At 70.8% G+C, this 13510-nt stretch carries 13 protein-coding genes; 7 read left to right on the top strand and 6 right to left on the bottom strand.

Features of this window, described 5'->3' with window-relative positions:
* Nucleotides 1–6: 6 nt before the first annotated feature.
* The 3 genes from WMF43_RS39705 to WMF43_RS39715 all read right to left on the bottom strand — a co-directional run bounded on the left by WMF43_RS39705 (nt 7) and on the right by WMF43_RS39715 (nt 3742).
* Nucleotides 7–1797 (bottom strand): RICIN domain-containing protein, encoded by a 1791-nt coding sequence (locus tag WMF43_RS39705; protein WP_437673030.1) that lies wholly within the window; start codon nt 1795–1797, stop codon nt 7–9.
* Between the two features lie 586 nt (nt 1798–2383).
* Nucleotides 2384–3280, bottom strand: a complete 897-nt coding sequence (locus WMF43_RS39710; protein ID WP_437673032.1) for a dienelactone hydrolase family protein — start codon at nt 3278–3280, stop codon at nt 2384–2386.
* Between the two features lie 54 nt (nt 3281–3334).
* Nucleotides 3335–3742: a response regulator gene (locus WMF43_RS39715; RefSeq protein ID WP_437673034.1), complete on the bottom strand. Its 408-nt coding sequence runs from the start codon at nt 3740–3742 to the stop codon at nt 3335–3337.
* Nucleotides 3743–4054: 312 nt separating this feature from the next.
* Here WMF43_RS39715 and WMF43_RS39720 point away from each other — a divergent pair, with 312 nt between their 5' ends.
* The 4 genes from WMF43_RS39720 to WMF43_RS39735 all read left to right on the top strand — a co-directional run bounded on the left by WMF43_RS39720 (nt 4055) and on the right by WMF43_RS39735 (nt 8626).
* Nucleotides 4055–5056 carry a phosphatase PAP2 family protein gene (locus WMF43_RS39720; RefSeq protein WP_437673036.1) on the top strand — a complete coding sequence of 334 codons (1002 nt, stop codon included), beginning with the start codon at nt 4055–4057 and terminating at the stop codon, nt 5054–5056.
* 52 nt (nt 5057–5108) lie between these two features.
* Complete coding sequence (locus tag WMF43_RS39725; RefSeq protein WP_437673038.1) at nt 5109–6392, top strand: diaminopimelate decarboxylase; 1284 nt, start codon at nt 5109–5111, stop codon at nt 6390–6392.
* 94 nt (nt 6393–6486) lie between these two features.
* On the top strand, nt 6487–8439 hold the full coding sequence (locus tag WMF43_RS39730) for a bifunctional metallophosphatase/5'-nucleotidase (protein WP_437673040.1): 1953 nt from the start codon (nt 6487–6489) through the stop codon (nt 8437–8439).
* A 37-nt stretch (nt 8440–8476) separates the two neighbouring features.
* Nucleotides 8477–8626 carry a hypothetical protein gene (locus tag WMF43_RS39735; protein WP_437673042.1) on the top strand — a complete coding sequence of 50 codons (150 nt, stop codon included), beginning with the start codon at nt 8477–8479 and terminating at the stop codon, nt 8624–8626.
* Here WMF43_RS39735 and WMF43_RS39740 read toward each other — a convergent pair whose 3' ends face one another.
* The 3 genes from WMF43_RS39740 to WMF43_RS39750 all read right to left on the bottom strand — a co-directional run bounded on the left by WMF43_RS39740 (nt 8627) and on the right by WMF43_RS39750 (nt 11507).
* On the bottom strand, nt 8627–9508 hold the full coding sequence (locus tag WMF43_RS39740) for an NAD-dependent epimerase/dehydratase family protein (RefSeq protein WP_437673044.1): 882 nt from the start codon (nt 9506–9508) through the stop codon (nt 8627–8629). It abuts the gene before it with no gap.
* Nucleotides 9509–9681: 173 nt separating this feature from the next.
* Nucleotides 9682–10770, bottom strand: a complete 1089-nt coding sequence (locus tag WMF43_RS39745; protein WP_437673046.1) for an endo-1,4-beta-xylanase — start codon at nt 10768–10770, stop codon at nt 9682–9684.
* A gap of 110 nt (nt 10771–10880) precedes the next feature.
* The gene (locus WMF43_RS39750; protein ID WP_437673048.1) at nt 10881–11507 is read right to left on the bottom strand and encodes a hypothetical protein; all 627 of its coding nucleotides are present in this window, start codon (nt 11505–11507) and stop codon (nt 10881–10883) included.
* A gap of 60 nt (nt 11508–11567) precedes the next feature.
* On the opposite strand from WMF43_RS39750, the gene WMF43_RS39755 reads away from it, so the two are divergent.
* From WMF43_RS39755 to WMF43_RS39765, 3 genes are all read left to right on the top strand, one after another.
* Entirely contained in the window at nt 11568–11738 is a 171-nt protein-coding gene (locus tag WMF43_RS39755) for a hypothetical protein (RefSeq protein WP_437673049.1), read from the top strand.
* Between the two features lie 134 nt (nt 11739–11872).
* Nucleotides 11873–13024, top strand: a complete 1152-nt coding sequence (locus WMF43_RS39760) for a zinc-dependent alcohol dehydrogenase (protein WP_437673051.1) — start codon at nt 11873–11875, stop codon at nt 13022–13024.
* Nucleotides 13025–13047: 23 nt separating this feature from the next.
* A complete protein-coding gene (locus WMF43_RS39765) occupies nt 13048–13449 on the top strand; it encodes a hypothetical protein (protein WP_437673053.1) in 402 nt (133 codons plus the stop codon).
* Nucleotides 13450–13510: the final 61 nt, after the last annotated feature.

Raw genomic sequence — 13510 nt, forward strand, 5'->3', positions numbered from 1 at the left:
CCAGCCTTACTGCCGCCGGAACTGCTGGTTCGTCCCGGTGTGGCAGGTGTACTGGATGAACCGGCCCCCATCGGCGGTGCTGGCGCCCGAGACGTCCACGCACTTGCCGCTGTTGGACGACCGCAGGGAGAAGACGCCGCCGCCGCGATCGATGAGCTCCCATTGCTGGCTGGCGCTGCCGTTGCAATCCACCTGCGTGATGTTCGCGCTGTTGTCCCGGCTGGCCCCCGCCACGTCGAGGCACTTCCCGCTGTTCACGTTCTTCAACAGCACCTTGCTCGTGCCGGTGATGCTCTCGATCTGCCACTGCTGATCGTTCGCCCCGGTGCACGGCCACTGGGTCACGGTCGCGCCGCTGGCGACGCTCGCGCTGGCGATCCCCATGCACTTGCCGGAATGGAGGAACGTCAGCCGCTGGCCGGTGGGGGTGCCGGTGCCGGTCCCAGTGCCAGTGCCAGTCCCGGTCCCGGTGCCGGTGCCAGTCCCGGTGCCGGTCCCGGTGCCCGGGCCGGAGACCTTGACCTGCGCGCCCGTGGGCGACACCGACAGGAGCGTCAGCGTCACGTCCGTCCCGAAGAGCTTGTGGGGGATGCCGACGGCGAGCGGCGCGTCCCTGAAGTTGCCGCCAGGGACCATGTCGAGGAGGTGCGCCCGGCCGCTCTCCCGCGACTGCGTGAAGAACGCATGGACGAGGAGGCCGCTCACGGAGAGATTGCGCGAGTCGACGACGTTCGTCTCCGCCGACTGCCGGAACTCCACCTGGTACATGAGGTCGTTCTGCCCCTTGACGCGGAGGAGCTGGGTCCCGGTGCTCGGCGCGGTCATCGGGGCGAGCGTGTAGGTCTGCTCGCCGCTCGCCGTCACGACCTGCGACGACGGGATCCACCCGAGGTTCACCTTGTAGTTGGCGTTGTAGTGCTGCCTCATGCCGTTGCCCATCGGATCGAATGGGTCGCCGTACTCGTCGATGGTGCAGCTGTCGCTCATGGTCACCGCCGCGCCCCCGCTGGTGCACTTGCGCGAGGAGGCGTGCCACAGGCCGAAGTTGTGGCCGAGCTCGTGCACGATGACCCCGGAATCGAGGCTGGCGAGCCAGGTCGCGCGGCCGGGCTGCTCACCCATGCCGGAGTACCCGCAGTTCATCTTCCCGAAGATCATGAAGTGCTGGTACCTGTTGAGGTCGAAGCCGGCGTTCCGCGCCGCGTTCTTCGCCTCGTTCTGCCAGCGGCCGTAGTCATCGCACTTGCCGAAGGTGAGGTTGAAGGGACCGGCGACGTCGTACTCGAGCGTCATCTGCCCGAACGAGGAGCCCGAGAGGTGCTTCGCCGCGCCGTCGAGCGAGTTCTTGACGTCCTGCTCCGTGCCGAGCATCTGGCCGCCGTCGAACTGCACGCGCAGCGCCAGGACACGCTTGGTCCCGGTCGTGACGAGCGCGCTCGTCAGCTCGCCGATGCCCTCGGCCGGCCGCATCACCTCCACGTCGATGCTGCCGTCGTCGTTCTCGACGCCGAACACGTCGACGGGCGAGCCGCTCGCCGTGCGCCAGTCGGTCTCCGGCTCGGCGCCGGGCGCCGCCAGGTTCGACATGGCGTCCAGGTTCAGGCGCACATAACTCCCGTCCTCGCGCTCCAGCATGTACCGGGCCTCGCCGTTGGCGACAGCGACGGTCAGCTTCCCCGAGGCGGTGGGCGCCCGCCCCGCCCCCTCGTCGCCAGCGTCGAAGCCGATGCAGCCCGACGCGAACGAACACGCTGCAACGACGAACGCAGTGGACAACTTTGTCTTGAAGCCCTTCATGGTGCCTTCCTTTCGAGCTCGGTCCGATACGCCCGCCCCCGGGGGAGGCCGCGACCGTCTCCCCCCGGGGCGAGATCGCGGCGCGACGAGCGCTGCCAAAGGAGAGGCCGCGAGCGCAGCAGCCCCTCTGCCGGCGGTGGAGATTGACAGCGTAGCTGTCGTGTTGATGGCTTGACGCTCGGCCTCGACCGTCGCGCCGGATCGCCATCCAGGCACCCTCACCCCCAGCGTTTCGTCCACCAAGCAATAGCAAGATCTCGACCACTGCTCGGCTGTAGCCGCCTCGCCTCTCTCAGCGAAAGAATCGCCTGAGGACGTTTGATAATCCAATCTGATGTGATGTTTGCGCGGTCCGTGTGGATCCTGTGAGATCCTGAATGGACTCGAAAAAACCACCCTGCCGAGGCCTCGCACCGCCGCATACCCGGTGTGCTCGGCCAGGCGAGCGCGCTGAGCCGTGGCGCGCGGGCTCGCCTCCTTCGAGGGCGATGATCGGTAATGAAGGGTGGAGAGGAGAGCTAGTGAAGGGCGGAGAGGAGGGCTGTCGAGCGAGGGCCCCGCGGGGGATGCGGACCCGTCTGCGGCGTTATCCGCCCTTCAGCTTCGCGGCCAGGAACTTGCGAACATGCTCCCACGAGTCGGCCGCGGCCTTCGTGTCGTAGCGCTCTCCGGACGGGTTCGCGAAGGCGTGGTCGGCGTCGTACCGCAGCACCTCGTGCTCCACGCCCGCGTCGTGGAGCGCCTTGTCGAACTCATTGACGGTCTCGGGCGGAATGCCCTTGTCCTGATTGCCGAAGATGCCGAGCACCGGCGCCTTGATCGCCTTGAGCTTCGCGGGGTCGGTGACGAGCCGGCCGTAGTAGATGACCGCCGCGTCGAGCTCCGGCTCGTTCATGGCGAGCTTCAGCGACCAGGCGCCGCCGAAGCACCAGCCGATCGAGCCGGTGCGCGGCGCCGCGACGCGCGCGTCCGTCGTGAGGAAGCGGTGGGCGGCGCGCACGGTCTCGATGCCCTTGGCCTCGTCGACCGCCTTCATCGCGGCCATCGCGTCGTCGGGCGTGGTCGCGACCTTGCCGCCGTACATGTCCACGGCGAGGGCGGCGTAGCCGTCCGCGGCGAGGCGGTCGGTCCAGTGCTTGATGTGCTCGTTCAGGCCCCACCACTCGTGGATGACCACGAGGCCCGGCAGCGGCGCCTTCGCGCCCGGCGGCAGGCTCAGGTACGCCTGCGTCCCGGCGATCTCGACCGTCTGCCCGCGCGCGGGCGGGGCCTTGTCCGATCGGAGCTGGTGGAGGGCCTTGAACTCCTCCTCCGAGAGCAGGCCCGTCGGGCTGTCCGCGGCGCTGGCGGGCGCGGGCGCGGGCGCCGGCGCTGCGGCGCCGGGCGGCGCGTCGGCGGGGGGCGGCGGCGCGGAGGAGCAGGCGGCCGACAGGGCGAGGGCGAGGGAAGCAACCAGGCGGCGGTGGAGCGGGCGGAGCTTCATGGCGGCGCACCCTACCAGCTCAGGGCGCCGCGCCGGAAGCCTCGCGCGGCGACGCTACGTCGCGACGCGCAGGCGCAGCTGGCTCGACGCGAGGGCCCGCTGGACCGCGGTCGCCAGGGCCTCCGGGGGGAACGGCTTCGCCACGAAGGCATGCGCGCCGAGCCTGAAGGCGCGCTCGCGCTCGCGCGCCGAGGACATCGCGGACACGATGAGGATCGCGACGTCCCGGTGGTGCCGGCTCTGCCGGATGAACCGGATGAGCTCCAGCCCGTCGATGTCCGGCAGGTTGATGTCGATGACCACGGCGTCGTACGCGCCCCGGTGCATCACCCGGAGCGCCTCGAACCCGCTCGCCGTCTCGGCGACCTCCACCGAGCCCCCGAGCTGGGGCGCTCCGACGAGCGCGGCGCGCATGTGCGCTCGCATCGCCGCGGAGTCATCGATGAGAAGGATGCGGGTCATTCGAGGGGTCCTGTCGTGACGGTCGAGCGGCCTTGTACAACAGAAACGACAAAATAAAAAGTAGGTGTCAGGATTCCGACACGTGCCCCCGCCGGCCGCAGCGTGGACGCCGGGGGAACGGCGGGGACGACCGGCGCCGCGAGGCGCGTCCGCCGCCTGCGGGCGCGATGGACGGCTGCGGGCGCGATGGACGGCTGCGGGCGCGATGGACGGCTGCGGGCGCGATGGACGGCTGCGGGCGCGATGGACGGCTGCGATGGCAGCCCTAGCGAGCGGGCGGCGGCCCTGCTAGGCGTGAGCGCTGACGACACCATGGCTTCGAGCACTCGATGGCTCCGGCGCGCGCCGGCCCTCTCGCTCGGCGCGCTCCTCGCGGTCGCGGCGCCGCAGGCCGAGGCGCAGGGCCAGCCATCGGCGCCGCCGCAGCCCTCCGCGGAAGGGCCGGCGCCCGCCGCGGAACCTGCGCCGGCGCCCGCTCCGGCCCCGAGGAGCCCCGCCGCGCCGCCGGGCCCGCGCGCGCAGGCCGGCCCCAGCCTGCGATGGGACGAGCGGTATCCGCGCGTCAGCCCGCTCGAGCACGCCGTCACCGCGGGGCTCGGGCTGAGCGCGATCCTCGTCGACCAGCTGCCCGTGGGCGACTCCGGCCGCTGGGAGAACGGCTTCGACGAGGGGATCCGCGGCGCGCTCCGCGCCGAGTCGCGCGCGGCGCGCGCGACCGCGGCCAGCGTGAGCGACGCGCTCTACTACGGGCTGATGCTCTACCCCGTCATCGTCGACACGGTCGCCGTCACGGGCTGGAGGAGCAGCGACGTCGCCTGGCAGATGCTGATGATCAACGCGCAGTCGCTCGCGATCTCCGGCGTCGCCTCGATCCTGGTCGAGCGCGTGGCCGGGCGCGAGCGCCCGTACGTGCGCGAGTGCGCGGCGGACCCGGAGTACCATCCGCACTGCGTCGAGGGCCCCGTGAAGCAGAACGTGAGCTTCCCGAGCGGCCACACGCTGATGGCCACCACCGGCGCGGGGCTGATCTGCGCCCACCACCTGCACCTCCCGCTCTACGGCGGCGGCTGGCCCGACCACGTGGCCTGCGGCGTCGCCCTGACCGCCGCCGGCGTCCAGGCCACGCTCCGGATCACGTCCGACAAGCACTACGCGACCGACGTCCTCGTCAGCGGCGCCCTCGGCCTCGGCGCCGGCTACGCGCTGCCCAGGCTGCTCCACTACCGCGCCGACCACGCCGGCGGCGCGCGCGTGGTCGTGATCCCGTACGCGACCGGGACCCAGGCCGGGCTCACCGGCGTGGGGACGTTTTGAAGCGGGCCACCGCCCCTGCCAGGGTGCGTCAAAGTGCGGTAGGAGGGCCCTCATGGTCGACATGGACCGGCTGGATCCCGGGAGCATGGCGCGCGTGTTCCGGGAGGCGTTGCGCCGCGGGATGGATGTGGAGCCCGCGGCGCTGTTCCACGATCTCGGGCGCATGCGGTCGCGGATCGCGCGCGTCCGCGCGGCGTTCCCGCCGGGCGCCCTCCACACGGTCGCCATCAAGGCGAACCCCCTCGTCGAGGTCCTCCGCGCGGCGGTCGACTGCGGCGCCGGGCTCGAGGCCGCCTCGCTCGAGGAGGTGAAGCTCGCGCTCGCGGCCGGGTGCCCCCCGGATCACATCGTCTACGACTCGCCCGCAAAGACCCGCGCCGAGATCGCGGAGGCCCTGCGCCTCGGCGTCCGGCTCAACGCCGACAACCTCGACGAGCTCGGGCGCATCGACGAGCTCGTCCGTCCCGGGGCGGCCGCGGGCCGCGTCGGGCTGCGCATCAACCCGCAGGTCGGGGCCGCCGGCATCGCGATCACGAGCGTCGCGGACCGGCGCTCCAAGTTCGGGGTCCCCCTCGAGCAGGAAGGCGCGGTGCGCGCCGCCTTCGCGCGGTACCCCTGGCTCGCCGGCCTGCACGTCCACGTCGGCTCGCAGGGCTGCGGGCTCGCGCTCCTGGTCGAGGGGATCCGCCGCGTCGAGGCGCTGCGCCAGGAGATCCGCCGCGCGCTCGGGCAGGGCGCGGCCGGCACCCTGGACATCGGCGGCGGGCTGCCGGTCGCTTACCGGAGCACCGACCGCCCTCCCCTGCTCGAGGACTACGCCGCCGCGCTGCGGCGGGAGGTCCCGACGCTGTTCGAGGAGGGGACCACGCTGGTCACCGAGCTCGGCCGCTGGGTCCAGGCCGGCTGCGGCTTCGCGGTCTCGCGCGTGGAGTACGTGAAGGAGGACTCGGCCGGGCGCACCGCGATCCTCCACCTCGGGGCCGATTTCCTGCTGCGCCGCGCGTACCACCCGGAGGACTGGCACCACGACTTCGCGGCGCTCGACCCCGACGCCGCGCCGAAGGAGGGGCCGCTCTCGCCGTGCACCCTCGCGGGCCCGCTCTGCTTCGGCGGCGACGTGCTGGCCCGCGACCTGCCGCTGCCGGAGCTGTCGCCCGGGGATCTCGTGCTCATCCGCGACACGGGCGCGTATACTTTGAGCATGTGGTCCCGCCACTGCAGCCGCGGCATCCCGGCCGTGCTCGGCGTCGACGCCGGCGAGCTCCGGGTGCTGCGCGAGCGCGAGCGGCCCGAGGACGTGGTGGCGTTCTGGAGCCGAGGCCGTGGCCAGCCATGAGGCCGCTGCGCGGCGTCCACACGGCCGTTGCCGGGCGAACCGAGCATGGGGAGAGCTCTCGGCAGCGAGCACAGCAAACGGTGAAGGAGCAGCGATGAGATCGACTGGAACGTCCAGGATCCCCGTGCGGTGGGCGCGAACGTGGCAGGTGGTCCTGCTCGGCGCCACGCTGGTCGTCCCGCCGGTGGTGAGCGCGAGCTGCAGTGGGGACGACGAGGCGAACCCCCTCGACGCCTCGGGCGGCGGCGGTGAAGGCGGCGGCGCGGCCGGCTCCGGCGGCGCGACCGGCTCCGGCGGCGCGACCGGCTCCGGCGGCGCGACCGGCTCCGGCGGCGCGACCGGCTCCGGCGGCGCGACCGGCTCCGGCGGCGATGGTGGCCATGCCGGCGGCGGCGATGGTGGCCACGGCGGCGACGGCGGCTCCGGCGGCGGCGAGGACACCGTGCGGGTGCAGGTCCTCGCCTTCAACGACTTCCACGGCAACCTCGAGCCCCCCGCCGGCAGCGGCGGCAAGATCAGGATGCCCGACGCGACGCAGGTGGACGCGGGCGGCGTCGCGTTCTTCGCGTCGCACCTCGCCGCGCTCCGCGCCGCGAACCCGAACACCGTGGTGGTCTCGGCCGGCGATCTCATCGGCGCGAGCCCGCTCGTCTCGGCGCTGTTCCACGACGAGCCCACGATCGAGGCCATGAACCTGGTCGGCCTCGACATCAACGCGGTCGGAAACCACGATTTCGACAAGGGTACCGCCGAGCTCCTCCGGATGCAGTACGGCGGGTGCAGCCCGACCAACGGCTGCACGGACGGCACCTTCTTCGGCGGCGCGAGCTTCAAATTCCTCGCCGCCAACGTCGTCGTGGACACGACGAGCGGCAGGACGCTCTTCCCGCGCTACGACATCCGCGAGTTCGACGGCGTGAAGGTCGCCTTCATCGGCATGACGCTCGAGGACACGCCGTCGATCGTGACCCCGATCGGCGTCGCGGGCCTCTCGTTCAGGGATGAGGTCGACACGGTGAACGCCATCGTCCCGGAGCTCCAGGCGCAGGGCATCGAGGCGATCGTGGTCGTGCTCCACGAGGGCGGGCTCCCGACAGGCCACTACAACGAGTGCCCGGGGATCTCCGGCCCCATCGTCGCCATCGCGGAGGACCTCGATCCCGCGGTCGATGTCATCGCCAGCGGGCATACACACCAGGCGTACAATTGCATCATCGATGAAAAGATCGTGACGAGCGCGGCGTCGGCCGGCCGTCTGATCACCGACATCGATCTGGAGATCAGCCGGAGCACGGGCGATGTGACGGCAAAGACGGCGAACAACGTGGTCGTCACGCGCGAGGCGCCCGACGCGGGGCTGGGCGCGCTCGTGACCCGTTATCAGGGCCTCGCGGCGCCGCTGGCCAGCGTCGAGATCGGCACGATCACGGCGACGCTCGATCGCTCCGTCCCCCCCATGGGCGCCGGGCTGTTCACGATGGGCGCGGTGATCGCCGACTCCCAGCTCGCCGCCACGCGCCCGGCGAGCTTCGGCGGGGCGCAGGTCGCGTTCATGAACCCGGGCGGCGTGCGCGCCGATCTGGGGTACGCGGCGTCCGGCGCGGAGACCACGGACGGATTGGTCACCTTCGGCGAGATCTTCACCGTCCAGCCGTTCGGTAACAGCCTGGTCGTGATGACCCTCACGGGCGAGCAGATCGACAGGCTGCTGGAGCAGCAGTTCTATCTGGACGCGATGGGCGTCGTGCGGAGTCGGATCCTGCAGGTCTCCGAGGGCTTCACGTACACCTACAGCCAGAGCGCGCCCATCGGCAGCAAGGTCGATATCGCGTCGATCCAGATCAACGGTGTTCCCATCGAGGCGACGCAGACGTACCGGGTCACCGTGAACAGCTTCCTGGCGAGCGGCGGCGACAGCTTCTCGGTGCTCGTCGAGGGCACCGATCGCCTGGGCGGCGCGGTGGATCTCGACGCCATACGGGATTACTTCGCGCAGCGCTCGCCCGTCTCGCCGCCCGCGCTCGACCGGATCACCGTCGTGCCCTGAGCCGGCGCGGCGCGCCCGGCTGACCGGCCGGGGTGCCGTGCCCCCCCGTCCCGCCCTCGTGGTCCGTGATTCGATGGCCGTGGGCCGCTACGGGTTCACGGCGAGCCTGCTCCCGAGCGACGAGGTGCTCGTGCTCGGAGGCCAGAACGGCGGGGCCGTCTCCACGGCCGAGGTGTATACGCCCTGATCAAGGAGCCCCGGTGATCTCCGCCATGCTCGACGCGAAGTTGTCTCGTGGGGCGAGGCCCAGCGCGCGCCGAGCCTTCTCGGTCGAGAAGCTCCCCCGGAAGCTCATGAACGCGGGCACCTGGTCCGCCGTGGCGGCGGGCAGCGCGCCGGTGCTGAAGAAGGCGGTGTACTCGCGCCAGCGGAAGTGGCCGTCGACGATGTTGAAGGCCTGCCCGACCGCCTCACCGGCGCGCAGCGAGCGGACCACGGCCTCGACCAGCGTGCTGATGTGGAGATACCCCATGATGGCCTCCCCGCCGTCCACGAGCGGGAGCTGGCCGGCCGCGATGGTGCGGGGGAGGACGCTGCCCCAGAAGGACGTGGGGTGTACGCCGAGGATGGCCGCGGGGCGGAGGACGACGGTGGGGAGGCCCCGGGCCGCCACCGCGGACAGCGCCTGCTCCCCTTCGGCCTTGCTCACCGCATAGGCGTCGCCCTGCGCCTCCATCGGCGCGGCCTCGTCCAGCACGCCCTCCCGGTTCCTGAGCTGGTACGCGGCGATCGTGGAGATGTGCACGAAGCGCTCGCAGCCGGCGGCCAGCGCGGCCTCGGCGAGGGCCGCGGTCGCGTCCACGTTCACCCGCCGGGCCTCGTCCAGCTCCGACGAGGCCGACGCCGCGCAATGCACCACGAACTGCGCACCCCGCACGGCCTCCTCCCGAGCGCCCTTCTCCGTCACCTCGCCCAGCGTCGTCTCGGCGCCGATCGCCTCGAGCTCCGCCCGCGCCTCGGGGCGACGCACGAGGGCGCGGACCCGCATGCCCTCCTCGCACAGGCGCTTCACGATGTAATGTCCGACGAACCCGTTTGCACCCGTGACGAGGGCGACCTTGCCTCTCATAAACGTACGAACCTCCAGGCGCTCGAGATCAAGGTGGCGCCTCTTGGCCGTCTACTCCAGCGAGGCCACCGCGTCACGTCCGGGCCGCCCGCGGCGCGTCGCGCGGCGTGGAGGACGAATCGATACCACCTCCCGGTAAGAGATGGTGTCCTCACGACGGGGAGGTGGGGGGATCACTCACCGCGATCGAGGAAGTCCATCAGCCAGGCCATGGCCGGCCGCATCGTGCCGTCCGGGTGCAGGAGGCCCGTGTTGGTCCGCCAGGTGGAGCCGACGACGTAACCCCAGAAGGTGATGCCTTTGACGGCGCTGTGATTGTAGAACATCGTGAACTGCTCCTCCATCACCCTGCGCTGCTCGTCGTCGTCCGCGAGGGGGATGTCGTACTCGGTGATGTACACGGGCAGTCCCGTGGCGGCGAGCCCGTCGATGTAGCCCTTCACGGTGTCGGTGTCGGTCCTGTACACGTCGTGGGCCTCGGCGCCGAGCCCGTCGATCGGGGCGCCCGCTTCGAGCGCCGCCTTCACGATCTCGACGAAGTGGTCGTGCTCGCGTTCGTACTCGATGTTGCCGTGATCGTTGAGGATCAAGGTCGCGCCCGGGCAGAGCTCGCGAGCCCACCTGAAGGAGTTGACGATCCAGTCGTAGCCGCTCTCGCCGTCGCCTCCGATGGCGTTCTTGAAGACAGGCGTGGTGTGGGGCGGCGGCTCGTTGACGACGTTGATGTACTTCGTCTCGGGGTACCGCTCACAGAACGCCTGCATCCAGTCCCTGACGGCTTGCCGCTGCTCCTCCGCGGGGAGGCTCGCGATCCCGATCGGAGGCGTGTTGCCCCACACGAAAGTGTACTGCATGAACGGGATGTCGTGGTCCTGTGCGTACGCGTAGGCCGCGTCGAGCCTGCTCCAGTCTCGAACGCCGCGGGACATCTCGACAGAGGCCCAGCTGCCGTCGTTCTCCGGCGTGATCTGGTCCCAGTACTGGATGAAGTCGTCGCGCACGGCGTGGTTCGTCGTCGTGCTACCGACGAACTTGCCGGCGCTCGTGCCGCCCGAGCCACCCGCCCCCTCGCCGGAACCGCCGGTCCCGGAGCTGCTCGTTCCAGGACCTCCGGAGCCGCCTTCGCCTGCGCCGCCCGTACCAGCGCCGCCACCGCCCGCGCCAGCCCCGCCGGCGCCCGTCGTCCCGGCGCCGCCGCCATGGCCGCCCGCTCCCGTCGAGCCGCCCGCGCTGGACGCGCCGCCCGGACCGCTGTCAGGCACATCCCCCCTGTCAGAGCAGCCAGAGAGGGCCGCGACTCCGAGCGCGAGCAAGGTCGTGCCGCACAGCCATCGACAAGAACGGTGCTTGTTCATGCCACCACCCGGCCACATCACGTGGTCCTTTCGAACGAGTCCTCATGGCTCATCGTCACATCGTCGCGGGTCAGGGACGACATGACGCTCTCGTAGCTCGCGAGCAGCCTGCGAGCCGAAACAGCATCCGCGGGATCTCCCACCAGGAGGTCCTTGCTGGCGTCGTCCCATACGTCCGGCCCTCGATCCGAGGCCACCGGGATGGTCCTCTCCCGTCGGTTGTACTTGACCCGCTCCAGCTTCGTGTTCGGCACCCTGACCCGCTCCAGATCGACCTTCAGGTCCGATATCGCCCTGTAGAAGCGCTCCGAAAAGCACCTCTGGGCCTGGCACATGGTCCTGATCACCTCGTAGGCCCCCAGCGTCCACAGCCACATCAGGTCCGACGCACGCGTCCTCGCGTCGTGCGAGAAGCCGCCTTCGCTCGAGGCGCACGCGTCCAGCCTCTCGGTGATTTCATTCGCGATCGACAGCAGGACCTGGTGCCGACCGGACAGGTAGATCGAGAACGCCGAAAGGGGGTGCTGCGTGGACATCTCTTCTTCTTCGAACGATCTGGAGGGGGTGTTGGTGGTGAAGGACAAGCGAAACGGCGCGATGATGTCAAGATCGAAGCGCCGCTCGTCTTCAGCCGCGTCGCCCATCGCGAGCGGAGCTGCGGCCCCCGGCGGTCCACGCCGTCCTCCGCCGTGAAACACAGCCTCGTGACGGACAATTGCGTCCTCGCGGCCGTCGAGCACGAGGTGAAGGGGCGTGCGATCCGTGCGTCGGGGACGGAGCTCGTCACGCCGCCGCTGTCCCCACCACGCCCGAGGTCGCAGGATCTCTGCGCCAGCAAGGAGGACGTGCCGACGCGCCAGCACTTCCGCGAGTGATGGACAACCGTCGTCCCTGGCCTCCGGGCGGCGAGCTCGCGGAGCGCCGATGCCTACGCCGGTCTCACTCACGAGCGCGCCCGCCGGGTTCGCTCCTTGCATCGCTCATCGATGCAGCGTGGGAGGTAATGCGAATGCTGGCGCTCACATACCATGGGCCGAGATGCGTCCGTGTCGAGGAAAACCCGGAGCCTCGGATTCAGCATCCGAACGACGTCGTCCTCCGCGTGAGCCGCGCCTCGATCTGCGGCTCTGACCTGCATCTCTACCATGGCTACATCGCCGACACGCGCGTCGGCACCATCTTCGGCCACGAGTTCACCGGCGTCGTGGAGGAGATCGGGCCATCCGTGCAGACCCTGAAGCGCGGCGACCGCGTCGTGGTGCCGTTCAACATCGCCTGCGGGACGTGCTTCTTCTGCCAGCGGGAGCGCACCTCCGCCTGCGAGAACACGAACCCGCTCGCCACGATCGCTGGCGGGATCTTCGGTTATTCGCACACCACCGGCGGCTACCAGGGCGGCCAGGCCGAGCGCGTCCGTGTCCCCTTCGCAGACGTCGGCCCCATGAAGATCCCCGACGACCTCTCGGACGAGGAGGTGCTCTTCCTCTCGGACATCCTCCCCACGGGGTACCAGGCCGCGGAGATGGGGGACATCGGCCCTGCGGACACGGTGGCCGTCTTCGGCTGCGGGCCCGTCGGCCTCGTGGCCCAGCGGTGCGCCTGGCTCCTCGGCGCGCGCCGGGTCATCGCCGTCGATTCGGTCGGCTACCGCCTCGATTTCGCGCGCCGGTACAGCCGCGCAGAGACGCTCGATTTCAGCAAGGTCCCTGATGTCGTGTCCGTCCTCCGGGACATGACCGACGGCCGCGGGCCGGATGTCTGCATCGAGGCGGTCGGCCTCGAAGCGAGCGGCTCGACGCTGCACGACGTGCTCGGCAAGACGCTCATGCTCGAGGCCGGCTCGCCCGTCGCCCTCAACTGGGCCATCCAGTCGGTCCGCCGCGGCGGGCGGGTCTCGATCGTCGGCGTCTACGGGCCGCCGTGGAACCTCGTCGACGTGGGCGCGGCCATGAACAAGGGCCTGACGCTCAAGGCCGGGCAGTGCGACGTGAAGCGGTACATGCCCCACCTCCTCGCGCACATCCGCAAGGGGAACCTCGATCCCAGGCCGCTCATCACCCACCGCGTCCCGCTCGAGGCGGCCGCGGAGATGTACCGCCTGTTCGCGTCGAAGACCGACGGGATCATCAAATGCGTGCTCATTCCATCGGGGGCCAAGTGAGCTCCGTCATCGAGGAGGCGACCATGGAAGCCGAGATCGCCGCGATCCTGCGGCCGAAGGAGCTACCGTACTGGGGAGTTGATCTGTGCCCGGAGGACAGGCCCGGCGTCCCGAGAGAGGCGCCGCCGCACCTTCTTTCGTGCACGCACTGGATAGAGCCCGAGCGGCAGCCGATCGAGGGCCGGGTGCTCATTCACTCAGGGCTCGCCCGCCCGACCCCGGTGTTCAGCACGGCCCTGCCGCCGAGGGGGGCGAGCGGCGCGCTGCGCCGCGTGGCCTACGCGGCCCCGGATCACCGGCTTCCTCACTGGATCCTGCTGGCGGTCGCGGATCGGGTCGACGTGCTCCAGAGCCTTCCTCTCCTGCTCAAGAGACGGGCCGTCAGGGCGGGCAGGCGCAGGAGCGCGGCGCAACAACCCAGGTGACAGGGGCGCCGAGCTGCGTCCCGGCGAGCTCGGCGAGCCCTAGGCGCCCCTCGGCGGCGCG

The sequence above is a fragment of the Sorangium sp. So ce131 genome (assembly GCF_051519095.1).
Classification (GTDB): domain Bacteria; phylum Myxococcota_A; class Polyangia; order Polyangiales; family Polyangiaceae; genus Sorangium.

Bases quoted from the DNA above. Each gene is read 5' to 3' on its own strand.
- WMF43_RS39705 (WP_437673030.1), bottom strand. From the start codon at position 1,797: ATGAAGGGCTTCAAGACAAAGTTGTCCACTGCGTTCGTCGTTGCAGCG.
- WMF43_RS39710 (WP_437673032.1), bottom strand. From the start codon at position 3,280: ATGAAGCTCCGCCCGCTCCACCGCCGCCTGGTTGCTTCCCTCGCCCTC.
- WMF43_RS39715 (WP_437673034.1), bottom strand. From the start codon at position 3,742: ATGACCCGCATCCTTCTCATCGATGACTCCGCGGCGATGCGAGCGCAC.
- WMF43_RS39720 (WP_437673036.1), top strand. From the start codon at position 4,055: ATGGCTTCGAGCACTCGATGGCTCCGGCGCGCGCCGGCCCTCTCGCTC.
- WMF43_RS39725 (WP_437673038.1), top strand. From the start codon at position 5,109: ATGGTCGACATGGACCGGCTGGATCCCGGGAGCATGGCGCGCGTGTTC.
- WMF43_RS39730 (WP_437673040.1), top strand. From the start codon at position 6,487: ATGAGATCGACTGGAACGTCCAGGATCCCCGTGCGGTGGGCGCGAACG.
- WMF43_RS39740 (WP_437673044.1), bottom strand. From the start codon at position 9,508: ATGAGAGGCAAGGTCGCCCTCGTCACGGGTGCAAACGGGTTCGTCGGA.
- WMF43_RS39750 (WP_437673048.1), bottom strand. From the start codon at position 11,507: ATGGGCGACGCGGCTGAAGACGAGCGGCGCTTCGATCTTGACATCATC.
- WMF43_RS39760 (WP_437673051.1), top strand. From the start codon at position 11,873: ATGCTGGCGCTCACATACCATGGGCCGAGATGCGTCCGTGTCGAGGAA.
- WMF43_RS39765 (WP_437673053.1), top strand. From the start codon at position 13,048: ATGGAAGCCGAGATCGCCGCGATCCTGCGGCCGAAGGAGCTACCGTAC.